The sequence below is a fragment of the Actinoallomurus rhizosphaericola genome (genome assembly GCF_024055675.1).
Classification (GTDB): domain Bacteria; phylum Actinomycetota; class Actinomycetes; order Streptosporangiales; family Streptosporangiaceae; genus Actinoallomurus; species Actinoallomurus soli.
The window spans coordinates 138,297-162,831 of the sequence record NZ_JAMXMW010000013.1; the positions used below are offsets into that span (position 1 = coordinate 138,297).

Consider the following 24,535-nt stretch of genomic DNA (forward strand, 5'->3'; position numbering starts at 1 on the left):
TCGCCTGAAGGCGGCCGGCCGCCTTCCGCGCTGCGCTCGACGGGAACGTGCGCCCGCGCCGACGGCCCGCCGCTCTAGGCGCTCACCGCGGGGTGAGGCGGACGACCGGGTACTGCCGCTCCGACTTGCTCTGGTACTTCGCGATGCGGGGCTGGGCCTCGGCGATGCGCTGCCAGGCCTGCTCCCGGTCGGCGCCCTCGAGCGAGTGCGGCGTCACCGGGAGCGGGTCCTGTCCGGGCAGCTCGATCGACGCCTGGTCGGGGTGCGCCATCAGGTTGACGTACCAGTCAGGGTTCCGCTTCCCTCCGCCCGACGCGACGATCAGCCGGCTGTCCTCGCCGTCGGCGAACCACGCCACGGGCGACTGCCGCGGCTCCCCGCTCCGGCTGCCCACCGTGTGCAGGATCATCACGTCCATGCCCATGAACGTGCCGTTGCCCTTACGGATGCGGCGGTTCGTACGCGCGTTCACCTTGTGCTGCATCCACCGGGAGAAGGCCCCCGGGCCACCACTGGCGCGCCCGCCACGGCTGTCTGCCTGCTTGCTCTCTGTCATCGCTACCTCCAGCCTCGCCGGACGGCTCAGCCGAGCTCGTTGATGCCGATCATTCGCCTGCGGGATCGCGGAAGGCGAAGTCGCGAATCCGGATGGTCGGATCCACGGCGATCAGGCTAGTTCCGGCTCACCGGCCCGCGCTTCTCGATTCCTGATCGGTGTGCCCCTCCTCGCCCGTACGGCCGGTGACCGGCCCTGTTCTCTGCGTCTTCTCGCCGAAGTGGGATGGGTCACACTGGTTACGCGGATTCGTGATGCGTTCGTAACATGGAAATACATAGATGCCTAATGCAACTATGCGGATCGTGAGCGGAGGACCACGCCCGGTGCCGGTCCTCCGCACTGACGCTGGAGGTGGCACATGTGCGGAATCACCGGCTGGGTGGCGTTCGACCGTGACCTGCGAGCGGAGCAGCCGGCCCTGGACGCGATGACGGAGACGATGTCCTGCCGCGGCCCCGACGACCGCGGCACCTGGATCGACGAGCACGCGGCGCTCGGCCATCGGCGGCTGGCCATCATCGACCTGCCCGGCGGCCGCCAGCCGATGAGCGTCGACACGCCCGGCGGGCCCGTGGTGATGGTCTACTCCGGCGAGACGTACAACTTCTCCGAGCTGCGCGGCGAGCTGATCGGGCGCGGGCACCGGTTCCGTACCGACTCCGACACCGAGGTCGTCCTGCACGCCTACCTGGAGTGGGGCGACGCGTTCGTCGAGCGGCTCAACGGCATGTACGCCTTCGCCATCTGGGACTCCCGCGAGAACCGACTCATCATGGTCCGCGACCGCATGGGCATCAAGCCCTTCTACTACTACGAGACCTCCGACGGCGTGCTGTTCGGCTCCGAGCCGAAGGCGATCCTCGCCAACCCCCTCGCGGAGCGCACCGTGACCCTCGACGGCCTCCGCGAGCTGTTCGCGTTCGTCAAGACGCCCGGCCACGCGATCTGGGAGGGCATGCGCGAGGTCGAGCCCGGCACGATCGTGAGCGTCGGCACGAACGGCGTGCGCACCACCCGCTACTGGACGCTCGAGACCCGCGAGCACACCGATGACCAGGAGACGTCGGTCGCCCACGTGCGCGAGCTGCTGGAGGACATCGTCCGCCGCCAGCTCATCTCCGACGTGCCGCGCTGCACCCTGCTGTCCGGCGGCCTCGACTCGTCGGCGATGACGGCGATCGCCGCCAGGCAGCTCGCCGAGGCCGGCGAGACGGTGCGCAGCTTCGCCGTGGACTTCGTCGGGCAGACCGAGAACTTCGTCCCCGACGAGCTGCGCGGCACGCCCGACACGCCGTACGTGCACGACGTCGCGGCCAAGTCCCGCACCGAGCACCAGGACATCGTGCTCGACTCCGACCAGCTCGCCGACCCGGACGTGCGTTCGAAGGTCATCCGGGCCCGGGACATCCCGGCGGGGTTCGGCGACATGGACGCGTCGCTGTACCTGCTGTTCAAGGCGATCCGCGAACACTCGACGGTGGCGCTGTCGGGCGAGTCGGCCGATGAGGTCTTCGGCGGCTACCAGCAGTTCTTCGACCCGGAGGCCCAGCGGGCCACGACGTTCCCCTGGCTGGTGCGGGTCGCCCGGCACTTCGGTGAGGACGACGGCATCCTCACCCCCGAGCTCGCCGCGACCATCGACCTGCCGCGGTACGTCCAGGACGCCTACGACACCTCCGTGGCCCGGATCCAGCGGCTCGACGGGGAGAGCGACTTCGAATGGCGCATGCGCAAGGTGTGCTACCTGCACCTGACGCACTTCGTGCGCATCCTCCTGGACCGCAAGGACCGCGCCTCGATGGCGGTCGGCCTGGAGGTCCGCGTGCCCTTCTGCGACCACCGCCTGGTGGAGTACGTCTACAACACGCCCTGGTCGCTCAAGACCTATGACGGGAGGGAGAAGTCCCTGCTGCGCGGCGCCGCGCGCGACGTGCTGCCGCAGTCGGTGGTCGAGCGGGTCAAGTCGCCGTACCCGTCCACGCAGGACCCCAAGTACGCGGTGAAGCTGCAGGAGAACGCGCGCGCGTACCTGTCCACCCCCGACCACGCCGTTTTCGACATCGTCAGCCGGGACTGGCTCGCCCGCGCGGTCGAGGTCGACACGCCGCAGATCACCCAGGCGTCCCGCCACGGCCTCGAGCGCACACTTGACCTGGCCCTTTGGCTGGACATGTACAAGCCCACCCTGAAAATATCCTGACCATGAACGAACGGGCGGTGCACACCGACGAGGCGCTCGATGTCGTGATCGCGATGCACCGCCTCATGCGCCGTCTCCGTCGTTCGGGCCACGGCGGCGCCGTGCATCCGACACAGCTGATCGTGCTGGCCCTGCTGACCCAGTACGGCCCGCTGCGCATCGGCGAGATCGCCCGGCGCGTCCCCTGCTCGCAGCCGACCGCCACCACCGCGGTGGCGGGGCTGCTGGCGGGCGGGTACGTCGACCGCAGGGCGGACCCCACCGATGGCCGTGCCACCCAGGTGCTCATCACCGAGGCGGGCGGGGAGATCCTCCGCTCGTTCGCGCGCGCCCAGGCTGAGGTCCTCGCCGGGCTGATGTCGGCCATCCCGGCGGACCAGGCCAAACTCCTCCTGTCGACCGCCCCGGTGCTCGGCCACCTGGCCGACCTGCCGGCCCCGCCGGGAGACGCGCCCTGATTCGTTCGGAGCGGCGTTGGACGCCTCGATTCCCCGTGCCGGGTCGAGAGAGCACTCATCGACTACCAAGCACCCATTGCGCCGACGAAAAGATTAAATGCCGCCCCCTATCCTGTCTTGACGGCACATTTAGCCCGATCATACGTTTTGACGGGCTTAGACGCCCTATGTGGATGTTTCCACTGGTCCTACTGGGCAAGGATGTGCGCCGAATGACCAGATCGCGTTCCCACCGTGATCGCCCCCGCCGCCCCGTGCAGTCCCCGCCGGCCGACGACGGACCGGGGCCTCATACCCGGCGTCTCACGTCGGCCCGGGTCCGTTTCGTGGCCGTGGCGACCGCCGCGGCATCGATGGTGATCAGGCACGGTGACCGTACCGGGTCCCGGGGCCGGGGCCGCGGCAGGAGCGCGGTGGCCGGCGTGCTGGCACTCGGCTCCGTGGCACTGGGCGCGGTGGCGGTGCCGGCCTCGGCCGCGCCACCGGGCCGGCTCACCGGCGATGGCTGGGTGCTGAGCACGAGCGACACCTCGAAGAACTACTCCCCGACGTTCGTCGGCAACGGTTATCTGGCGGCGCGCGTGCCGGCGGGAGGCGCGGGCTACAGCAGCACGCCCATCGTCACCCAGTCCGAGCTCGCCGGCTTCTACGCCCACCCCGCCGGCCAGAACGAGCAGCGCGCGAGCCTGCCGAGCTGGACCACGCTGGGCTTCGGCCGCAGCGGCGACGTCTACGGGACGGGGGGCTGGTCCTGCGCGTTCGACCAGCTGTGCCCGGCCGCGTACGGGAAGATCTCCGGCGGTGCGTTCGTCGAGACCTCCCACCCCGGCTCGACCGTCGGCGGCTACCTGGCCGGCCTGAACACCAACGGCAGGCCGACGATCGGCGGCACCGACGTCATGGAGATCCGTGACGCGCCGGCCGGCAAGGCGACGCTGGCGGTGCGGTACGGCAACGCGAGCGGCGGCCCGCAGAGCATCCACCTCGGCGTGAACGGCACGCTCCAGCAGCTGACCGTGCCCAGCCTGTCCAGTTGGGACGACTGGGGGGTGGTGACCGTGCCCGTGACGCTGAAGGCGGGCGCGAACACGCTCGAGATCACCGTCGCCCAGGGTGACGAGGCCCGGGTGAACGTCGACTACCTCGCGCTGTACCCGGACGGCGGCCAGCGGCCGACGCAGGTCGCCCCCGCCACGGTCGGCACCACCGGCGACTACAAGCAGTCGCTGGACCTGCGCACCGGAGTGCTGAGCACGTCGTTCGACTGGACCTCGCCCGAGGGCGACACGACCAGCCTCACCTACGAGGTCAACGCCAACCGCGCGGACGGTCATCTGGGCACGGTGAGCGTGCGGGCCGTACCCCACTGGAGCGGAACGGCCACCGTCGTGGACGAGTTCGACGGCCGGGGGCTGAACCACGCCTCCACCTCGGACCCGCACGTGGACGGCAGGACCGCGACGCTGTCGCAGACCGTCGTGAGCGACGGGAACGTGGTCACCGCCGGGCTGAACTCGGTGCTGCGCGTCGATGACAGGACCGTGCCGACCGAGGCGATCGCCTCGTCCGGCGACGGCAGCGCCGGGCAGAGCGCGGCCTTCCCCGTCCACGCCGGTCAGGCGTACCGGATCACCAAGTACGTGGGCGCGGCCTCCAGCGTCGACACCGACCGGTCGCTCACGGCCGCGAGCCCGCAGAAGGCCGCTGCGGACACCGCGTCCCGCGCCGCCAGGAGCGGCTACCGGCAGGCGCTCCACCGCAACGCCCGCGCCTGGGCGGACCTGTGGCGGTCCGGCATCTCGGTCCCCGGTGACGCCACCACCACAGCGCGGATCCACGCGTCGATGTTCTACCTGCTCGCGAGCATGCGCGCCGGTGTCACCTGGAGCGCAAGTCCGGGCGGGCTGTCCTCGGACGGCTACGCCGGTCACGTGTTCTGGGACATGGAGACCTGGATGTACCCGTCGCTGCTCGCCCAGTTCCCCGACATCGCGGTCGGCGCGAACACCTACCGGCAGAAGCTGCTGTCCGGGGCCGAGGCCGACGCCGCGAAACTGTCCACTCCGACCCAGCCGATCAAGGGCGCGAAGTTCCCGTGGGAGAGCGCGCTGAGCGGCACGGAGCAGACCCCGCCGTGCTGCACCACGGGCAAGAGCGAGATCCACATCAACTCCGACGTCGCTCTGGCGCAGTGGCAGTACTACGAGGCGAGCGGCGACACGGCGTGGCTGCGGGACAAGGCCTGGCCGGTGCTGCGGGACATCGCCGACTACTGGGCCACGCGTGCCGTGCCCGACCCGGCCGGCGGATACGACATCAACGACGTCATGGGCTCGGATGAGTACCACGACAACGTGAACAACAGCGCGACCACCAACGCCGGCGCGCAGGCGTCGCTGCGCATCGCGGTCCGCGCCGCCGGCGTCCTCGGCCGGACGGCCGATCCGGCGTGGAGCAAGGTCGCGGACGGCCTGAAGATCCCGGTGGACACCGCGGCGAACATCCACCCCGAGTTCCAGGGCTACAACGGGCAGACCGTCAAGCAGGCCGACGTCACCCTGCTGCAGTACCCGTGGGGTGTGCCGATGTCGGCCGGCCTGGCACAGAACGACCTCGACTACTACAAGCAGCACACCGACCCGAACGGCCCGTCGATGACCGATGCGATCGCTGCCATCGACAGCGCCGCCCTCGGATCACCCGGCTGCACGGTCTACACCTACCTGCGCAACAGTGCGGACCCGTACCTGGCCGCGCCGTTCGACCAGTGGTACGAGACCCGCAACGGCGGAGCGTTCACCTTCACCACCGGTGAGGGCGGCTACCTGCAGGAGTTCCTGTACGGGTTCACCGGGCTGCGCTGGGGAACGGACGCGATCACCGTCGATCCCTTCCTGCCGCCGCAGTTGCCGGGCGTCGACATCACGGGGGTGAAGTGGCACGGGCGCACGTTCGACCTTTCGGTCGGACAGCAGGCGACGAAGCTGACCCTCCGGTCCGGCCCGCCGCTCCCCGTACGGGTCGCGGGCGGCGGCGTGCGCAAGGTCACCCCTGGTGCGGGGCTCCGGGTGCCCACCAGGCACCCGGCAGGCGACCCGACGCAATGCTCGTGAACACGCCGGGCGCGCCCCCGGCCATCCCGCCGTCGCCGTGACCCGTGGCCGGCCCGCCATGAGCGGGCCGGCCGGCACCGTCACCGATCGTCGCCCTCGGCCGGACCCGTCCGGGCGCTCCGGCCGAGGGCGACGGCCATCGCGTTCCGATGTCGGGTCCGCCGCCGGTCAGCGCCACCAGGGCGCCCGCCGCAGCCGTGCGACCTGGTCGGCGGGGCCGGTCAGGCCGTCCAGGTACGGCACGATGTGCTCGAGGTGCTGGGCCACCCACAGCGTGCAGGCGATGTTCCGGTCCGACGCGTCGAGCGCGGACCGGGCCAGTCGCAGTGACTCCGGGGAGGGCGGCCGCAGCGGAACGAACGGCCGGCCGGTGGGCGGGCCGAGATGCCCGGCGACCTCGTCGAACCAGCCGGTCAGCCGCGTGGTCTGCGCGCTGAGCGCGCGGGTCGCCGGATCGGGCTCGGCGTCCGGGCTGGGCAGCCCGGCCAGGGACTCGCCCGTCAGCCGCAGTCGGACCGTGCCGCCGACGAGCCGCCACAGGTCCTCCTTGGGCATGTGTTTCGTGCCCCGCTCGGCCAGGAAGCCGCGCAGCGCGTCGTCGAGCCGGAGACCCGCCGTGACGGCCGGGGCCGCGTCGGGCGGCGAGGGCCGGACTCCGAGCGCCCAGGCGACCGACTGGCACAGGTAGTCGCCGCCACGCCGGAACGCGTCCGCGAGGGCGTCGCCGACCACCGCGCTCGCCCCGCGCGGCCACAGCAGCACACCGACCACGAGACTGACCGCGCAGCCGATGGCCACGTCCTCCAGGCGCAGCATGCCGACCCGCCACCCGGCGGGCGCCACCAGGTTGTACAGCACCGAGACCGTGACGGTGAAGGCCGCCTGCCCGACCGCGAACGGCGCCGTCCCCGGCGCGTACGAGGCCACGGCGACCGCGATCGGCAGCGCCACCCACAGTGCGGTCGGGCCGGTGCCGATCGTCAGCAGGAGCAGCGCGCCGACGACGAATCCGGCGACCGTGCCGGCCAGGGCGCGCAACGCCGTCGCGCCGGTCGAGGCGGCGCTCGTCCGCAGCACCGACAGCGTGCCCAGCACCACCCAGAAGCCGTGCTGCACGCCCGTCGTGTCGGCCACGGCGATCGCCGCGGCCAGCGCGACCGCGCCGCGCACGCTGCTGAGGAACCACGCCGACCGCACGCTCACGTGCCGCCAGGTCACGGTCGCGGCACCGGCGAGCGCGGCGGTGCGGGGCGCGCCTCCGCGCGGCCCGCGCTCCTCCACGGTCACCGGTCCGGTGGCGGGCGGGTCGGCGGGCAGACCGTACCAACGCCGCCGGTGTCCGGTGATCAGGTCGGGATCGGCCCGCCGCATCGCGATCAGCGCGTCCTCGGTGGCCTGCTGGACCGCGAGGGCCAGCGTCCGCGCGTGGAAGGACAGGTGGACCGCGTCACGGTAGCGGGTCTCGACCACGCCCATCCCGCGCAGGTGGGCGACGCTGGCCTCCAGGCACTCGCGCAGCGCGGGCAGGTCCGGGGTGACCCGCTCGTCCGAGAGCACGGCGGCCATGTCCCGCAGCGTCCGCGCGGTCACCGTCAGCAGATCCCGCTCGACCGCGGGAACCGCGCTGAGGTCGCGATACTCCGCCAGACTCTCGCACACCACGGCGGTGCACCACTCGAGGAGCCCGACCAGGTTGTCCAGCGCCTGCTCGGTGGTGCCGAGGCCGGTGGGCCGGTACGGGGTCGCGGTGAACTCGCTCAGCAGTGCGTGCTTGGCCGCGACCGACGCCTCGGCGTGCTCGGGGGTCAGCTCGTTCCGCAGCGCGGCGTCGAGTTGATCGGCGAGGGCGTCGCCGCACGCCGCAGCGCGGGCCCGGAGCCGGTGTCCCGGCGGGCGCGGCGACAGCAGCAGCACCGCCGCCGTACCCGCGACCGAGGCCAGCCACCACCCGGCCAGGCGGGAAGGGATCATGTCTACCGTGCCGGGCGTCGCCGCGGGCAGCACGTACGCGACCAGGGCCGCCGTCACGCCCGAGGCGGCGGCCGGGCCGGCGACGCCGGCGAACATCACCACGAAGGCCGTCGGCAGGGTGATCAGGGCGGCCAGCACCGGGGACGACCCGACGACGGTCCCGAGCGCGATGAGGGCGCTTCCGGCGACGGCGAGCCCGAGGTGGGCGGCGAGCTTGTCCCGCCGCGTCCCGCCGAACCCGGCCATGACCAGCGTGGCGAACCCACCGAACGCCGCGAAAGTGGCGACCTGGGGATCGCCGATCACCTTGGCGGCGAACGCGAACAACCCCGGCACCACGATGACGGTCCGCAGTGCGCGCAACGCCGCCTCGGCCGACCACCGGGGCATCCAGGCCGGCAGCCGCCCGGCGAACGCTCGCCGGACGGGACCGGCCTCCCCTTCTAGCATTTCGGACATCCCGCAAGGTTCGCGACATTCGCCCTAACTGTCCAGCCATCAGAGGTGGGATCGGGCGTATCAGGCGCTGGCTCGCCGCCGAACATCGCGTCCGGGCCTGCGCCCCGAACCGGCCCGACCGACCCCGGATGATCTGTGGCGGTCCGCGTCCCCTGAGGTCCGCGTTGATAGACTCTTAGCGCTGCTCAGGAGGGCAAAGCCGGGCGACCTCGGGAAACGATCGGTCTTCCCAGGGTTGGATCCAGGCCAAGGCGGGAATCTTGTGACGGTATCCAGCGTTCATGTCTAGCAGAACGCACGCCGTCTGGGAGGCACGTCACGATGGCCGAGCGCGCACTTCGCGGCACCCGACTCGGAGCCACGAGCTACGAGAACGATCGAAACACCGACCTGGCCCCTCGTCAGGAGGTCATGTACGACTGCCCGAAGGGCCACCGGTTCACCGTCATCCTGGCCGCGGAGGCCGAGGTGCCGATGACCTGGGAGTGCCGGAGCTGCGGTGCGACGGCCCTTATGGTCAATGGCGAGATGCCCCAGTCCAAGAAGGGTAAACCGCCCCGCACGCACTGGGACATGCTCATGGAGCGCCGCACGATCGAAGATCTGGAAGAGGTCCTGGCCGAGCGACTGGCCGTCCTGCGCGCACAGCGCAGAAGGACCGCGTAACCGAACACCGAACGCACACGGGCCGTGCCGTCAGCCCCTCGACGGCGCGGCCCGTGCGTCGTTCAGCGCCGGTCCGCCGGCGCTGCTCGGGCCTTCTCAGCGCCGGTCCGCCTCTCGGTCCTCCTCGATGACCTCTCCGCGCACCACCCGGGGTCCCGGCTCCGGCTCGCCGGGCCCAGGGCCGTACATCCCGCCCAGATCCCCGAAGCGCAGGCTCATGCGGCGCCGCGACCTCGAGATCCGGTGCTCGACGTACCGCGACAGCAGGCGGCGCACCAGCGGCCGGGTGAACGGCAGCACGAACAGGAACCCGAAGAAGTCCGTCACGAAACCGGGCGTCAGCAGCAGCGCGCCGCCGACCAGGACGAGCCCGGCGTCGGCCAGCTCCCGGTCGGGCATTCTCCCGCCGCCGAAGGTCTCCTTCAGCGCGCGCCACGCCCGCCGGCCCTCGCGCCGGATGATCCAGGCGCCGAGGGCGCTCTCGGCCAGCAGCAGCGCGACCGTCGGCCAGCCGCCGATCAGCTCGCCGACCTGGATGATGACGTAGATCTCCAGCACGGGGATCAGCAGGAACACGATGAACAGCGCCACGGGGAGCATGTCTCCATTGTGTCCTGCCGGTGGCGGCGTTCGGGCGGTGGCAGTTGGCGGTGATTTGAACACCGTGACGGCATGGCGCACCGACCCACGGGTACCGGTCCATATCGAGGAAAATGCGCAGGTCAACGGGGGGTTAACGATGGTGAGGCTCATGCGCAGGGCTGGTATCACGTCCGACACGATGTACATCGCCGGAGTCGCGTCGATCCTGGCGTCGTTCGCCAGCTGGGCGATGTCGCTGAAGGCGGAGGAGCACGCCGGACTGGACCGCGCCGACCGCTGGGGGATCTTCATCGGCGAGTGGGCACCGACCTTCTTCGCGCTCGGTGTCGCGCTCCGGATGGAGGAGGAGTACGGCGAGGAGGAGCCGCACGAGGGGGCCGAGCGGATGAAGCGCCGGGCCCGTGAGGCGATGCCGGTCAGCTGAGCCCGTAGGCAGGCCTCGGGAACGCGTCGGAGCCCTGGTTGGGCGAACTGCCACGGCTCATCCGGCCGATGATGGCCCTGCTGAAACGGTCCCTGCCGCCGGATCAGCCGGAGTACGGGTGGGAGCTGAAGTGGGACGGAGTCAGGGCGGTCGCCTACGTTCAGAGCGGGAGCCTGCGGTTGATGTCGCGCAACGACAAGGACATCACCTGCTCCTACCCGGAGCTGGCCGCCCTGGCCCGGATGTTGCGCCGGCCGGCGATCCTCGACGGTGAGATCGTCGCCCTGCGGGACGGGCGGCCGAGCTTCGCGACCCTGCAGACCCGGATGCACGTCCAGCGCCCCGGCGAGCGGCTGGTCCGGGCCGTGCCGGTCCAGTACTACCTGTTCGACGTCCTGCACCTGGACGAGGAGTCGCTACTGGCGTGCCCGTACACCGGGCGGCGGGACCGCCTCGACGGGCTCGGCCTCGACCGGGCGCCGGTGCGCGTCCCGCCGTGGTGGCGGGGGGAGGGCGAGACGGTCTTCGCGGTCGGTCTGGCCCAGGGGCTGGAGGGCGTCGTCGGCAAGCCGCTGCGATCCCATTACCACCCCGGGCGGCGGGGCCCCTGGATCAAGGTCAAGAACATCCGTCACCAGGAGGTCGTCGTCGCCGGGTGGCTGCCCGGCGCGGGCCGCCGCGCCGACATGGTCGGGTCCCTGGTGCTCGGCGTCCACGACGACGGGCGGCTGCGGTACGCCGGGAACGTGGGGACGGGTTTCACCGAGGCGGACCTGCGGGACCTCGCCGCCCGGCTGGCGCCGCTGGCGCGGGACGAGGACCCCTTCGACCCGCCCGCGCCCCGCGAGATCGCGCGGCGCGCGCGCTGGGTCGAGCCCGTGCTGGTGGGCGAGGTGGCGTTCGCCGAGTGGACCCCGGACGGCGCCCTGCGCCACCCGAGCTGGCGGGGGCTCCGCCCGGACAAGCGCCCCGAGGACGTCCACCGCGAGGAACCGGCGTGACGGAGTTTCGGCGGTACGACATGAACCGCCGGGGTCGCGCCGTTCTTCCGGCGTGTCCATTTGCGGGATCATGGTGACGGCAGAAGAGTTGCCCCGGCGTCCCGTCCGGTCGTGATCCGGTCTCCCGCCGGACGCCCGACCGGGCCCGCGGATCGCCGGTCGTCACTGATCCCTCATGCTTTGGAGTCTCGTCGTGCGCAAGCGTGTGCTCGTTCTCGTCGCCGTGGCCGGGCTCGGCCTGGCAGGCTGCGGTGGCAGCGGTGGCAGCGGATCCGCGCATCAGGACAAGTCCGCCGCGTCCTCGCCCGTGAGCGGTGCGGCGGCGGGCGAGCCGCTGCCCAGCGCTTCCCCGAAGGGCGACAGCGATGCTCCCACGTGCACGACGGTCACCTACCGGGTCGCCGGTACGGGCGTCGAGGTCACCGCGCAGGTGGGCAAGACCCCCGTCACCCTGAACTTCGAGGCCGATGACGCCGACGACAACCCCGTGACGGGCGACCCGTCCACCTCCGGCGTCACGTACGCGTTCAAGGGCGGCGACACACGGCACACGCTGCTGATCAAGGGCGTGAAGTCGCTGCACCACGTGACCGTCATCGCCCTGGGCACCGACCAGGACAACTCCTGCCGCGCCTACGCGAAGTAGCGCGCGGAGGCGGCCCGGGTGTCAGTCGCGCGCCCGGGCCCGTACCTGCTCGGCGATGTGGTCGGCGATGGCCAGCGCCGACGTCGCCGCGGGCGAGGGCGCGTTGCGGACGCTGACGACCGGGCCGAGGCGGTGGATGGCGAAGTCGTCGACGAGGGCGCCGTCGCGGTCGACGGCCTGCGCGCGGACCCCGGCCGGGGCCGGCACCACGTCCCGGACCGTCAGCTCCGGCACGTACGCGCGGGCCTCGGCGATGAACCGCCGTTTCGACAGGGACGTCAGCGCCTCGCGCACGCCGGCCCGCCAGTGGGCGCGGGCGAGGCGCCGGAATCCCGGCCACCGGAGGACCTCCCGCAGGTCGGCGAGGTCGACGTCACCGCGCCGGTAGCCCTCCCGTGCCGTGGCGAGCACCGCGTTCGGGCCGATGTCGACGGTGCCGTCCACGCGCGGGGTGAAGTGGACCCCGAGGAAGGGGTACGCCGGGTCGGGCACGGGATAGACCAGGCCCTTGACGAGCTCCCTGCGGTGCGGTGCCAGCCGATGGTACTCCCCGCGGAACGGGACGATGGCCGGCGCCGGCTCGTCGCCGGCCAGCGCCGCGACGCGGTCGGACTGCAGTCCGGCGCAGATCACCAGGCGATCGACGGTGGTGCTCTCCGCGGCGGTGTGCACGACGAGCCGCCCGCCCGCGCGTTCCAGCGCGGTCACCCCCCGGCCGAGGAGGATGCGGCCGCCGGCCGCCCGTACGTCGTCGGCCAGGGCGCGGGCGATCAGACGGTAGTCGACGATGGCGGTCGTCGGTGAATGCAGCGCGGCGTACCCCCGCACGTGCGGCTCCACCTCCGCGAGCCCGGCCGGGTCCAGCCGGCGCAGTCCCGGAACGCCGGCCGCCCGCGCCCGTGCCTCGAGGTCGCGCAGCCGCCCCGCCTCGTCCGCCGACCGCGCCACGATCACCTTGCCGATCTCCTCGTACGGCAGGTGGTGCTCGGCGCAGAACTCCTTCAGCCTGCGCGCTCCGTCCCGGCACAGGCGGCTCTTCAGCGAGCCGGGCGGGTAGTACACGCCCGCGTGGACGACCCCCGAGTTGTGCCCGGTCTGGTGCAGCGCGACGTCCGCCTCCTTCTCGAAGACCGTGACCTCGTGACCCCACCGGGCCAGCCGGCGCGCCACCGAGAGCCCGACGATCCCGGCTCCGACCACACCGACGCTGAGAGTCATCGACGTTCTCCTCCGGCGCGCTCCTCTGCCGTCCCTCGACGGCCGTCCCGGAGTCGCGGAACCCGCCGGTGGGCGGGCGCCGCGACCGGGGTCAGCGCCGCTCGCGGCCGGTGAGACGCCCCAGCCAGTAGGCGGCGCCCCACCGGGCGATCCGCTGGAACGCCTCGATCATGATCGCGCGGCTCATCTTGCTGGCGCCGTGGGTGCGCTCGACGAACCGGATCGGCACCTCGGCGACCCGCAGGCCGGCCCGTACGGTCCGCAGCGTCAGGTCCACCTGGAAGCAGTAGCCCTGCGACGCGACGCCGTCGATGTCGATCTTCTGCAGGGTCGTCGCGCGGTAGGCGCGGTACCCGCCGGTCGAGTCACGCACCGGGATGCCCAGCATCAGCCGCGCGTAGACGTTGGCGCCGCGTGACAGGATCTCGCGGTTGACCGGCCAGTTCTCCACGGTGCCGCCGCGGACCCACCGTGACCCGATGACCAGGTCCGCCCGGGAGAGCGCGCTGAGCAGCCGGGCCAGCTCCTCGGGCTGATGCGACCCGTCGGCGTCCATCTCGACGAGCACGTCGAAGCCGTGCTCCATCCCCCAGTGGAACCCCGCGATGTACGCGGCGCCGAGGCCCTCCTTGCCGGCCCGGTGCATGACGTGCACGCGCTCGTCGTCGGCGGCGAGCCCATCGGCGATCTTTCCGGTGCCGTCGGGGCTGTTGTCGTCGGCGACCAGGATCTCGGCCTCGGGAACGGCGGTGCGCACCCGGGCGACGATGCTCTCGATGTTCTCCCGCTCGTTGTACGTCGGGATGATCACGAGCACCCGCCCGATGTCGTCCGTGTTCTGCACCGGTCAGGCCCCCCTGCTCGTCTTCCGTGTCCTCCACGCGGCGGCGACCGCGGCCGCGAGTCCCAGCAGCGCCAGCACCCACTCGGGAGCGGCACCCAGGTGATCAGTAAGCGTACGCGAGGTACGCAGCGGCACGCGGCGGACCTGGATGTCCGGGGTGAATTCCTTTGACTTGGTCAGGACCTTCCCGTCCGGCGCGATGATCCCGCTGATGCCGCTCGTCGAGGCGACGAGGACGCTGCGCCCGTGCTCGACCGCGCGCATCTGCGACATCGCGAACTGCTGCGGGGGAAGGCTGGTGCGTCCGAACGTCGCGTTGTTGGTCTGCACGACGAGCAACGGGGCGTCCGCGACGTCCCGCACGAGCCCGTCGTAGGCCACCTCGAAACAGATGACGTCTCCGATTTTCACCGGACCGAGCTGAAGGGATCCGCGTGAACGGCCCTTGACGAACTCTCCAACCTGGTCGAAACGGGTGATGAGCTTTCGCAGCAGGCCGCGGAAGATCGGGATGTACTCGCCGAACGGCAGCGGATGGCGCTTGACGTAGTACGCGCCGGGGCCCTTGACCGGGTCCCACACGATCCCGCGGTTCTCGACGTGCTCGCCGTCGCCGGCGTCGATGACGGCGCCGACCAGCACCGGCACGCCGACGTCCTTGACCGCCGCGGCGATCACCTCGCGGGCGGTCTCGTCGGCGTACGGGTCGAGGTCGCTGGAGTTCTCCGGCCAGATGACCACGTCGGGCCGGGGCACCTGGCCGGCGCGGACCTCTTCGGCCAGCCGGTGGGTCTCCCGCGCGTGGTTGTTCAGGACGGCCTGGCGCTGGCCGAGGAAGTCCAGGCCGGCGCGGGGCACGTTGCCCTGGATGACCGCGACGGTCACCGACCGGCCGCCGGTGGGGCGTGGCACGAGCATGCCGACCGCGCAGAGAACGAGCACGGCGGCGACCGCGAGGGCCGCCCAGCGGACCGGCCGCCCGGTCACCCGGCCCGGCGCGCGGCCGGGAGTGCCGGTCTCGGCGGCCGTCCCGGCCTCCGCCGTCGGGTCCGCCCCGGGAACCGCGTCCGCCGCGGCGACCGGTTCCGGGGCCGGGGAGGCGGTGCGCCGCCGCCACAGGAGCAGGACCGCCGCGGCGAGCAGCCCGCCGGTCAGCGCGGTCACGAAGCCGACCAGCGGCGCGCCGCCGATGGAGGCGTAGCCGGTGAGGGGCGAGGAGGTCTGGCTGAACGCCAGCCGGGCCCAGGGGAAGCCGCCGAAGGGCACGCGGCCGCGGATGAGCTCCTCGGTGATCCACGCCGCGGCCGTCCACACGGGCCAGCCGGGCAGGCGGGTGACGAGGGCCAGGCCGATGCCCAGCACCGCGAAGTAGAGCGCCTCGAAGATGCTCAGCGCGACCCAGGCGTCGATGCCGACGGGCCGCAGGCCCTCGAAGGTCGGGAAGCAGAACGCCAGGCCGAACAGCATGCCGAGCGCGGCGCCGCGGCGCCAGGTCCGGCCGCGCATCAGCAGCGCGAGCATCGCGGTGGCGACCGGCGCCAGCGGCCACCAGCCGATCGGCGGGAACGCCGCGGCCAGCAGCAGGCCGGCCAGAACCACGCCCGCCGGGCGTGGCAGCCACGCCGGAATCCGTGACCGCCGGTCACGCTCGGCGACGCCGGGCGTCTTCTCGGCGAGCAACTCCTGCGCCACCAGCACTCCTCATCAGGTCCGACCGTCGACGGAACGCTACCCGCCGGTGGGGACCGGGACGAATACGGGCAGGCCGCTTCGTACGGATGATCCCACTTCCAGGGGGAAGTCGCACGGACCGGCAGAGGGCGAGCGCCCGGATGGCGCTCCTGCGGCGGGGAGACGGAAACGGAAGAGGACCCGGGCGCTCCCTTCGAACCGGACCCGTCTCGTCGGCGGCGAGCGCGTAGTCCGTTGTCTGATGGGTGCCCAGGCCCTTACCGAGTTCCACCCCCCGCCGGCCGGGGTGCTCCGGCCGCGGGCGGGCGCGTCATCGTGCGTCTGGCATGGACGGATGGGCGCCTGAGCCGGCGCGTGCTCGCAACCCCCGTCGCGGCGCAAGATTCGCGGCGCCCCGGTCGGCCGACCGGTCAGTCCTGCGGTGGACGTTCAGGCAACCTATCGGTATCCGTAGCGATGTCAAGGCGGCCGCGACCTGCGGATTGCCGTATCACCGCAGGTCAGCAGGCCGATGACAGGCCACGGAAATCCCTGTGATCATTGCCGTTCATCGCGTGTCGGTCCGCCTGTCAGGTGCCGGCGTGCGGTAGCACGACGGTGCCGGTGGCGGTGACCGCGACGATGGGCTCGGCCAGCGCCTCGGCGGCCGACGGCCCCTTGTCCGGACGGGCCCGGCAGACCACCCGCGCCTCGAACGCCAGTGTACGGCTGCGGCGCCCGGCGCGGATCACCGTCGCGGTGGCCTCCAGGACGTCCCCCGCGCGAACGGGAGCGCGGAACTGCACGTCGTCGTAGGAGGCGAACAGGCCCTCGTCGCCGCCGTCGCGGATGCACACCTCGGTGGCGACGTCACCGAACATCCCGAGGACGTAGGCGCCGTCGACGAGGTCGCCGCCGTAGTGGGCGTGCGCGTAGGGGACGTACCGGCGGTGGGTGACGCTCAGCCCGACCCGCGGGTCCCCGCCCTCGGGTGCGACGGGCATGCTCCGCTCGCTCATGCGTTCTCCGGGGGGTTCTCGGGGGTCCAGCTGGGGAGCAGGGCGTGCACGAGGTAACTGGCGACCTCGCGGGGAGTGGTGCCCTTGCCGAAGATACGGTCGACGCCGAGCTCCTGCTCGGTGACCGTGTCGAAGCGGGGGCCGCCCGCGATGAGCAGCGGCCGTCCCATGCCGGGCCCGACCGCGGTGGGATACGCGGCGTGGAAGGCGGCGGCCATCTGCTTGGTGTTGTGGATGTGGGCGTTCTTCTGGGTGACGACCTGGGAGACGAGGACGGCGTCGGCGTTCTCGGCCTTGGCACGCTCGACGAGCTCCTCGACGGTGACCTGGGCGCCCATGTTGATCACCTGGATCTCGCGGTGGTACTCCAGGCCCTTCTCCCCCGCGAACCCCTTGACGTTGAGGATCGCGTCGATGCCGACGGTGTGCGCGTCGGTGCCGATGCAGGCCCCGACGACGACCATGCGGCGGTTCAGGACGGTCCGGATCGCCAGGTCGATCTCCTTGGCCGACAGCAGCGGGTACTCCCGGCCCTCCGGGACCTCGATGCCGGCGTAGTCGATCAGGTGGTTGACCTTGCCGTACACGATGAAGAACGTGAAGTTCGGCCCCATCGGCTTGGAGTGCACGACGCTGGCCGGGTCCAGGCCCATCTTCCCGGCGAGCTGCAGCGCGGCCAGCTCGGCGCGTTTCCCGGCGGGTACGGGCAGGCTGAAGGACAGCTGCACCATCGCGTCGCCGGTCGTGTCGCCGTACGGCCGGATGATCGAGGGCAGGTCCTGCGGTGCGGTCCGGTCGGTGGTGGCGGAGTCCTGCGGTCTCATTCGGCCCTCCCTGCGGGCGTCGTCGGCACGGCGGTGTCGTCGTGCGGGTCCTCCGACTCCAGGATCTCGGTGACGGGATTGACGTAGCCGTCGGCGCGCTCGACGACGCCGTCGAGGCCCTTGCCGCCGTCGGCGGGCCGCCGGGTCACCCCGAACGTCCCGTCGGCGATCGCCGTCAGGAGCGTGTCGTCGCAGATCCGTTCGAGCAGGTCGACGGATTCGGACAGCACCTGCCGGGCGCGGCGGACGATGAACCCGTCCGGGCGCGGGACGAAGTCCTCAGAAAGGGAGCCGCAGGCGTCGCGGACGTACCGGACGTTCTCCAGGGCGAGGTCGCGGTCGGACAGCCACGGTGTGTGGATGCCCTCGGTCATCATCCCGATCAGGATGATCGACTGACCGGTCATCACGCCGGCGAGGTTGAAGAAGGCGTCCAGGAGATAGCCGGCGAAGATGTTGCCGGTCATGTGCTTCGTCGGCGGCATGTACTTCAGCGGCGCGTCCGGGAACAGCTCGCGCACGAGCTGGGCGTGGGCGAGCTCCAGCCGGAACGACTCGGGGATCGCCGGGTTGATCTCGAACGCGTGGCCGAGGCCCAGCTGCCAGTCGGCCAGGCCCGCCTCCTTGCCGAACCGCTCGTTCAGCAGCTGGCTGACGATGACGGTGTGGGCGGCGTCGACGGCGTCGGCGGTGGTGAGGTAGTTGTCCTCGCCGGTGTTGATGACGATGCCGGCGCGGGCGTGGATCTGCCGGGAGAACCGCTGGTCGATGAAGGTCCGCCGCGGGTTGATGTCGCGGAAGATGATGCCGTACATGCAGTCGTTCAGCATCATGTCGAGGCGTTCCAGGCCGGCGAGCGCGGCGATCTCCGGCATGCACAGCCCCGACGCGTAGTTGGTGAGCCGCACGTACCGGCCGAGCTCGCGCGAGACGTCGTCGAGCGCGGCCCGCATGAGCCGGAAGTTCTCCTGGGTGGCGTACGTCCCGGCGTAGCCCTCGCGGGTGGCGCCCTCGGGCACGTAGTCGAGCAGCGACTGCCCGGTCGAGCGGATCACCGCGACGACGTCCGCGCCCTCGCGGGCGGCGGCCTGCGCCTGCGGGATGTCCTCGTAGATGTCGCCGGTCGCGACGATCAGGTAGATCCACGGCTGGCGGGGGTCGCCGGTCAGGCGCAGCATCGCGTCGCGTTCGGCGCGGCGCGCGTCGATGCGGCCGATGCCCTGACGGGCCGCGCGGCGCGCCAGCTCGGCGGCCGCGTCGGCGTCGCCCCCGGACGGCAGGCGGAACGTCACCGCGCCCAGCGAGGCCGCACGTGCCAGGTCGCCCAGATCGTCGTACGGCTCGCGCAGGAGCGCGTCGAAGACCGGCAGCGCGACCCCGTGCTCCAGGCCCACCTGGTCCCGTACGGCGTCGACGAGGTGGTTCACCCACGGCAGGCCGTCGGAGTCCGCGCCGGTGAGGCCGGCCAGCCGCAGCTGCGCCCGCTCGACCGACACGGTCGTGTGGGTGCGGGCCATCTCGATCACCGGCTGGGCGGCGCGCTCGGCGAGCAGCCGTGCCTTGCGGACCACCTGGGGGTCCAGATCCAGTTTCGTCATTCCGTCTCCACCCGCTCCTGGAAGATCGTGCGCAGGCTCGGCTCGGTGCGAAGGAGGTCCAGGGCCAGCTCCGCGTGACCGGGGACGTACCCGTTTCCGATCAGCATGGTCACGTCGGCGGCCAGTCCCTCGGCGCCGAGGGCCGCCGCCGAGAACGACGTGGCCATCGAGAAGAAGATCACGGTGCCGCCCGTGGCGGTGGCCAGGATCGCGCCGTGCTCGCAGCCCGGCACGTCCACGCACACCACCGTGACGTCGGCGCCGGTCCCGCCGACGGCCTCGGCGAGCGCGATCGGGTCGCGGGCGTCGGCGAGGACGACCTCGTCGGCGAGGCCGGAGGCGCGCAGCCGCGCGGCCTCGGTCTCGTTCGGCACCACGCCGACGGTCCGCTTGGCGCCGGCGCGCCGGGCGGCGGCCAGCGACAGCGACCCGCTCTTGCCCGCGCCGCCGAGCACCGCCACCGCCGGGGAGGCGTACGAGGCGACCACGCGGGACGTGAGGGCGGGCGCGCCGCACACGTCGAGCACGGCCAGCGACAGCTCCGGCGGCAGGTCGGCGGGCAGTTCGGCCGCGATCGAGCGGGCGAACAGGATGGCGTGCCCGTCGGTGGGCACCTGCTCGCTGCGCCCGTCCCAGCGGGCGAGGCCGTCGGTGATCCGCAGCGGGGTCAGGGTGAGGGAGACCAGCGTGGCGACGCGCATTCCGGGCCGCAGGCCGAGCGGGGAACGGGGGCCGACCTCGTCGACGACGCCGATGAGCATGCCGCCCGAGCCGGTCACCGGGTTGTGCATCTTCCCGCGCGTCTCGATGATCTCGGCGACCTCGGCGCGGATCCGGTCCGGATCACCGCCGTGCCGGGTGTGCAGCTGCCGGTACGAGGCGGCGTCCAGGTTGAGCCGCTCGACCCGGATCCGTACCTCGTCGTCGCGGACGCGCGGGTCGGTGTCGAGGCGCTGGGCCGCCTGCGGCAGCACGCCCGGCGGCTCGGCGACCCGGTGCAGACCGACCGGAGAACTTCTCATCCCTCACCTCGCTGGCGCAAAATCTTACGGTTAGCCTTGGCTCTAGCAGAATATTTCTCGTATCGTCAGGCTAATGCAAGAGTTCATCCTGGAGGACACCGTGACCGCTGTCGCCGAGGAGTCCGTACCGGCGCCCGGAGCGCACCCGCAGCCGTACGCCTATCGCCACCACGAGCTCATCGAGCCCGACTGGCGGCGGTTCCCCGGCTGGCGTGACGTCACGGCCGCGGAGTGGGAGTCGGCGCAGTGGCAGCGCGCCCACTGCGTGAAGAACGTCCGCCAGCTCCGCCAGGTGATGGGCGACCTGCTGAGCGAGGACTTCTACGCCGACCTCGAACGCGACCAGCGCGAGCGGGCGACCATGTCGATGCTGGTCCCCCCGCAGATGCTGAACACGATGGACGTGAGCTCCACGGCGGCGTTCCACGCCGACCCGGTGCGCCGCTACATGCTCCCGGTCTTCAGCGACCGGCGCACCGACTGGCCCTCCCACCCGGTCGCCAGCCGCGACTCGCTGCACGAGGCGGAGATGTGGGCGGCGGAGGGCCTGACGCACCGCTACCCCACCAAGGTCCTCGCCGAGCTGCTGCCCACCTGCCCGCAGTACTGCGGCCACTGCACCCGCATGGACCTGGTCGGCAACTCCACCCCGCAGATCGACAAGCACAAGTTCACGCTGAAGCAGCCGGACCGGGTCCAGGCGATGCTGGACTACCTGCGCCGCACCCCGCAGGTGCGCGACGTGGTCGTCTCCGGCGGGGACGTGGCGAACATGCCGTGGGCGCGGCTGGAGGCATTCGTCGACCAGCTGCTCGACATCGACAACATCCGCGACATCCGGCTGGCCACCAAGGCGCTGATGGGCCTGCCCCAGCACTGGCTGCAGGACGACGTACGCGCCGGCGTCGAGCGCCTGGCGGCCAAGGCGCGGGCGCGCGGCGCACAGCTGGCCGTCCACACCCACGTCAACGCCGCCCAGTCGATGACCCCGCTCGTCGCCAAGGCCGCGCGGGCCATGCTGGACGCCGGCGTCCGCGACGTCCGCAACCAGGGCGTGCTGCTGCGCGGCGTCAACACCACCGTCGAGCAGCTCCTCGACCTGTGCTTCGCGCTGCAGGACAACGGCGTGCTGCCGTACTACTTCTACCTGTGCGACATGATCCCGTTCAGCGAGCACTGGCGGCTGTCGCTGGGCGAGGCGCAGCGGCTCCAGCACGGGATCATGGGCTACCTGCCCGGCTTCGCCACGCCGCGGATCGTGTGCGACGTCCCGTACGTCGGCAAGCGGTGGGTGCACCAGGTCGCCGAGTACGACACCGAGCGCGGCATCTCCTACTGGACGAAGAACTACCGGACCGCGCTGGAGAGCGACGACCCGGACGCGCTGAACCGCCGGTACGAGTACTACGACCCGATCCACACCCTGCCCGAGGAGGGCCGGTCCTGGTGGCGCGAGCACGCCGCCGAGGTGCCCGGCAGGGCCGCCGACCTGGCCGCCGCCAGCCGCGACGCCTCCGAGGCCCTGCTCGCCGAGTGACGGCCGGATGACGCCGTACGCCGACGGGCGCACGGCTGGGATCATGAGGGGTGCGCGAGCGGTTCCGTGACACCGGCGAACGCCTCTGGTCGCTGTCGCGAGAGATCCTGGTCGTGTGCCCGCGCTGCGGCGGCCGGGCCGTCGTGGTCGTCCACCCCGACCACCGTGAGGTCCGTCGGTACCCCGGTGAGCTCGTCATGGCCCCGCACCGGCTGAGCCGTCCCGGCTGCGGGCACACCGCCGCCTGGCGGCCGCGGCGAGCACATCCCCCGGTGGATCAAGGCGGCGGGCAGCCGCGAGGAGGTCCTCGCCGCCATCCGCGCCCCGCGCGCCCGCGCGGAGAACGCCCGCTGAGATCGGATGCCGGGTCAGGGGTCGCCACCGCGCCCCTCGGGATCCGCCGGATCGCCGACGCGGACGGCCTCACACTGTACGCACCACGCAGCCGCGCGCGCTGATCGCCGCGACGGCCTCGGCCGGGGCGCCGGTGTCGGTCACGATGACGTCGAGGTCCGTGACAGAACAGACCCGGCCCAGACCGGTCCGGGTGAACTTCGACGCGTCGCAGACCGCGATCCTGCGCCGCGCGACAGCGATCATCGCCTGCTTGACGGGAACCTCGTCGAGTCGAGGGGCGGTGAGCCCGTCGTCCGCCGACAGGCCGCAGACGCCGAGGATCGCGGTGTCGGCGCGCAGCGCGCGCAGTGCGGTTTCGGTGAGATGACCCGTGAACGACAAGGCGCCGGGCCGGGTCTGGCCTCCCGGAACCAGGAGCGTCACCTCCGGCGCGGCGCTGAGGGCGCCGGCCGAGTGCAGGTCCAGAGGGATGACGGTCAGCCGTCGGCGCGCCAGCACCCGGGCGATCTCCAGGGTCGTCGTCCCACTGTCCAGGATCACCGCCTCGCCATCCGCGATGAGCGCGTCCACCTCCGCGGCGACCCGCCGCTTCTCGGCCGACGCCTCCAGAGCACGGACGGCGAACGGCGTCTCCTCACCGCGCAGGAGGAGGCTGACCGCGCCTCCGCGTACGCGCCGGAGTACTCCCTGGTCGGCCAGCTGATCGAGATCGCGCCGGACGGTCATCTCCGAGCAGCCGGTCGAGGCGGCCAGTTCCGCGACAGTGACCCGCTCGGCCGTACGCAGCACATCGATGATCGAAAGAAGTCGTTCCGAACTCTCCACACCTCCTATTGAACGTGATATCTGTGCGTTAGCGCCAGATCCGATCAAAGGGGCCGTGCATGTGGATCGTGAGCGACTACGCCGGAGTCATCAGCGACCGGCCGCCCCAGGCGGCGACCGACTCGCTCGCCCGCGCCGTGGAGGTCGATCCGGCGCAGTTCTGGCCGGTGTACTGGCAGGAGCGTGACCCTTATGACCGTGGCGCGGTCGACGCGGCCGGGTACTGGGACCGGGTGTGCCGACGCCTCGACCGGGAAGCCACCGAGGACCGGGTGCGACGCCTCGCCGCCCTCGATCTTCGGCTGGCGACCTACCTCGACCGTGGGACGCTCACGGCGCTGCGGAACGCTCATGACAGACGCGTCCCGCTCGCACTGTTGTCGAACGCACCCCGCGAATGGGCCCGGCTGATCGACCGCCAGCCGTGGGCTGCGATGTTCACCCACCGTTTCTTCAGCACGGACCTCGAACTGGCCAAACCCGACCCGGCGATCTTCCGGGAGGTCTGCCGGCGGCTCGGCGCGGAGCCCGAGGAGATCACGTTCGTCGACGATCGGCGGGAGAACGTCGAGGCGGCCAGGACCATCGGGATCGACGCCGTACTGTTCACCGGCGCCGCCCGGCTGTCGGCCCACCTCGCCCGTCTGTCCCGTGGGGGTGTTCCAGGCCGGCAGGACGGGTCTCAGGCCCGCGCCAAGTGACGGCCGAGGAACGCGATCTGGTCCGGCAGCATCCGGCGCCGGAACGCCGCGTCGTGGCAACCGGGGTGGATGCCGCCGGTGACCTCGGCCCGGCGGGCGGCGCGGAGCCGGGCCAGCAGGTCCTTCGTCGGAATCGCGAACGCGTCGTCGCGCCCGCAGGTCAGCGACGCCGGCACGCGGCCGACTCCCCCCGCCAGTGCCGTCACGTCCCCTCCCGACAGGGCGGGTGAGGCGGCCGCCACCGCGGCGACCCGGCCGGGCCCCAGCGCGGACGCGAGCAGGAGGGCACCCCGCCCGCCGATCGACCAGCCGAGAAGACCGATCCGGGTCGTCGACAGGCCCCGGTCGCGCAGGAAGGGCAGCAGGTTCCGGGTGATGACCGGCGACGGCCCCCACCCCTCGTCCGCCCAGTCGTCGATCGCGGCGACGGCGAACGGGGCGACGCCCCGGCGCGCGGCGGCCGCGAGGTGGTACTGGACGCCGTACGTGTCGAAGGGGGTGCGGGCGTCGCCGTCCGAGCCGTGCAGCATCACCACGACGGGCAGGCCCTTCGTCACGGCCCCCGGATGGCCGATCAGGACGCGCGCTCTGCCCGCCGGCGAGCGGAACTCCCCCTGCTCGACCGCGCCGGGCGCGACCTTGGGCAGCGGCGGCATGCTCCCGCACCGTCCGAGGTAAGGCGCCAGGCGGTAGCGCCCGGGCAGCACGTCCTTCTCGACGAGGCCGTACGCCGTGCCGGCGCCGGCGAGCGCGGCGGCCCCGCCGATCCCGGCGATGAGGACGCTGCGGCGGGAGAGGGTCGACATGGGGCGTGAGCCT

General features: G+C 72.1%; 21 protein-coding genes. 9 read left to right on the top strand and 12 right to left on the bottom strand.

What is annotated here, in order from left to right; genetic code table 11:
• Positions 1–82: 82 nt before the first annotated feature.
• The gene (locus NE234_RS27170; protein ID WP_252783488.1) at positions 83–556 is read right to left on the bottom strand and encodes a nitroreductase family deazaflavin-dependent oxidoreductase; all 474 of its coding nucleotides are present in this window, start codon (positions 554–556) and stop codon (positions 83–85) included.
• A gap of 361 nt (positions 557–917) precedes the next feature.
• Between NE234_RS27170 and asnB the strand changes: the two genes are divergently transcribed.
• From asnB to NE234_RS27185, 3 genes are all read left to right on the top strand, one after another.
• A complete protein-coding gene (asnB, locus tag NE234_RS27175) occupies positions 918–2,759 on the top strand; it encodes an asparagine synthase (glutamine-hydrolyzing) (RefSeq protein ID WP_252783489.1) in 1,842 nt (613 codons plus the stop codon).
• Between the two features lie 2 nt (positions 2,760–2,761).
• Positions 2,762–3,217 carry a MarR family winged helix-turn-helix transcriptional regulator gene (locus tag NE234_RS27180; RefSeq protein WP_252783490.1) on the top strand — a complete coding sequence of 152 codons (456 nt, stop codon included), beginning with the start codon at positions 2,762–2,764 and terminating at the stop codon, positions 3,215–3,217.
• A 413-nt stretch (positions 3,218–3,630) separates the two neighbouring features.
• The gene (locus NE234_RS27185) at positions 3,631–6,330 is read left to right on the top strand and encodes a glycosyl hydrolase family 65 protein (protein ID WP_252783491.1); all 2,700 of its coding nucleotides are present in this window, start codon (positions 3,631–3,633) and stop codon (positions 6,328–6,330) included.
• Positions 6,331–6,498: 168 nt separating this feature from the next.
• Here the strand turns inward: NE234_RS27185 and NE234_RS27190 are convergent, their stop codons facing one another.
• Positions 6,499–8,760 (bottom strand): FUSC family protein, encoded by a 2,262-nt coding sequence (locus NE234_RS27190; protein ID WP_252783492.1) that lies wholly within the window; start codon positions 8,758–8,760, stop codon positions 6,499–6,501.
• A gap of 321 nt (positions 8,761–9,081) precedes the next feature.
• On the opposite strand from NE234_RS27190, the gene NE234_RS27195 reads away from it, so the two are divergent.
• Positions 9,082–9,426, top strand: coding sequence for an RNA polymerase-binding protein RbpA (locus NE234_RS27195; RefSeq protein WP_252783493.1), 345 nt, complete (start codon positions 9,082–9,084; stop codon positions 9,424–9,426).
• Positions 9,427–9,522: 96 nt separating this feature from the next.
• Here NE234_RS27195 and NE234_RS27200 read toward each other — a convergent pair whose 3' ends face one another.
• Entirely contained in the window at positions 9,523–10,026 is a 504-nt protein-coding gene (locus tag NE234_RS27200; RefSeq protein WP_252783494.1) for an FxsA family protein, read from the bottom strand.
• Between the two features lie 151 nt (positions 10,027–10,177).
• Here NE234_RS27200 and NE234_RS27205 point away from each other — a divergent pair, with 151 nt between their 5' ends.
• From NE234_RS27205 to NE234_RS27215, 3 genes are all read left to right on the top strand, one after another.
• Positions 10,178–10,453, top strand: coding sequence for a hypothetical protein (locus NE234_RS27205; protein WP_252783495.1), 276 nt, complete (start codon positions 10,178–10,180; stop codon positions 10,451–10,453).
• 38 nt (positions 10,454–10,491) lie between these two features.
• Positions 10,492–11,454 (top strand): non-homologous end-joining DNA ligase, encoded by a 963-nt coding sequence (gene ligD, locus NE234_RS27210; RefSeq protein WP_252783496.1) that lies wholly within the window; start codon positions 10,492–10,494, stop codon positions 11,452–11,454.
• Between the two features lie 193 nt (positions 11,455–11,647).
• The gene (locus NE234_RS27215; protein ID WP_252783497.1) at positions 11,648–12,100 is read left to right on the top strand and encodes a hypothetical protein; all 453 of its coding nucleotides are present in this window, start codon (positions 11,648–11,650) and stop codon (positions 12,098–12,100) included.
• Between the two features lie 21 nt (positions 12,101–12,121).
• Here NE234_RS27215 and lhgO read toward each other — a convergent pair whose 3' ends face one another.
• The 7 genes from lhgO to kdd all read right to left on the bottom strand — a co-directional run bounded on the left by lhgO (position 12,122) and on the right by kdd (position 20,296).
• The gene (gene lhgO, locus NE234_RS27220; protein WP_252783498.1) at positions 12,122–13,318 is read right to left on the bottom strand and encodes an L-2-hydroxyglutarate oxidase; all 1,197 of its coding nucleotides are present in this window, start codon (positions 13,316–13,318) and stop codon (positions 12,122–12,124) included.
• 91 nt (positions 13,319–13,409) lie between these two features.
• Entirely contained in the window at positions 13,410–14,162 is a 753-nt protein-coding gene (locus NE234_RS27225) for a polyprenol monophosphomannose synthase (RefSeq protein WP_252783499.1), read from the bottom strand.
• Between the two features lie 3 nt (positions 14,163–14,165).
• Positions 14,166–15,854 (bottom strand): apolipoprotein N-acyltransferase, encoded by a 1,689-nt coding sequence (gene lnt, locus NE234_RS27230; RefSeq protein ID WP_252783500.1) that lies wholly within the window; start codon positions 15,852–15,854, stop codon positions 14,166–14,168.
• A 569-nt stretch (positions 15,855–16,423) separates the two neighbouring features.
• A complete protein-coding gene (gene kal, locus NE234_RS27235) occupies positions 16,424–16,852 on the bottom strand; it encodes a 3-aminobutyryl-CoA ammonia lyase (protein ID WP_252783501.1) in 429 nt (142 codons plus the stop codon).
• Entirely contained in the window at positions 16,849–17,676 is an 828-nt protein-coding gene (gene kamE / locus NE234_RS27240; protein WP_252783502.1) for a lysine 5,6-aminomutase subunit beta, read from the bottom strand. Before kamE ends, kal begins: the two co-directional genes overlap by 4 nt.
• Positions 17,673–19,274, bottom strand: coding sequence for a lysine 5,6-aminomutase subunit alpha (kamD, locus tag NE234_RS27245; RefSeq protein WP_252783503.1), 1,602 nt, complete (start codon positions 19,272–19,274; stop codon positions 17,673–17,675). The genes kamE and kamD overlap by 4 nt, the downstream gene beginning before the upstream one ends.
• The gene (kdd, locus tag NE234_RS27250; protein WP_252783504.1) at positions 19,271–20,296 is read right to left on the bottom strand and encodes an L-erythro-3,5-diaminohexanoate dehydrogenase; all 1,026 of its coding nucleotides are present in this window, start codon (positions 20,294–20,296) and stop codon (positions 19,271–19,273) included. Before kdd ends, kamD begins: the two co-directional genes overlap by 4 nt.
• Before the next feature lie 73 nt (positions 20,297–20,369).
• On the opposite strand from kdd, the gene NE234_RS27255 reads away from it, so the two are divergent.
• On the top strand, positions 20,370–21,833 hold the full coding sequence (locus NE234_RS27255; RefSeq protein ID WP_252783505.1) for a KamA family radical SAM protein: 1,464 nt from the start codon (positions 20,370–20,372) through the stop codon (positions 21,831–21,833).
• Between the two features lie 423 nt (positions 21,834–22,256).
• Here the strand turns inward: NE234_RS27255 and NE234_RS27260 are convergent, their stop codons facing one another.
• Positions 22,257–23,015, bottom strand: a complete 759-nt coding sequence (locus NE234_RS27260; protein ID WP_252783506.1) for a DeoR/GlpR family DNA-binding transcription regulator — start codon at positions 23,013–23,015, stop codon at positions 22,257–22,259.
• A 59-nt stretch (positions 23,016–23,074) separates the two neighbouring features.
• Here NE234_RS27260 and NE234_RS27265 point away from each other — a divergent pair, with 59 nt between their 5' ends.
• Positions 23,075–23,716, top strand: coding sequence for an HAD family hydrolase (locus NE234_RS27265; protein WP_252783507.1), 642 nt, complete (start codon positions 23,075–23,077; stop codon positions 23,714–23,716).
• Here the strand turns inward: NE234_RS27265 and NE234_RS27270 are convergent.
• A complete protein-coding gene (locus tag NE234_RS27270; RefSeq protein ID WP_252783508.1) occupies positions 23,698–24,522 on the bottom strand; it encodes an alpha/beta hydrolase in 825 nt (274 codons plus the stop codon). The genes NE234_RS27265 and NE234_RS27270 overlap by 19 nt on opposite strands.
• Positions 24,523–24,535 lie beyond the last annotated feature (13 nt).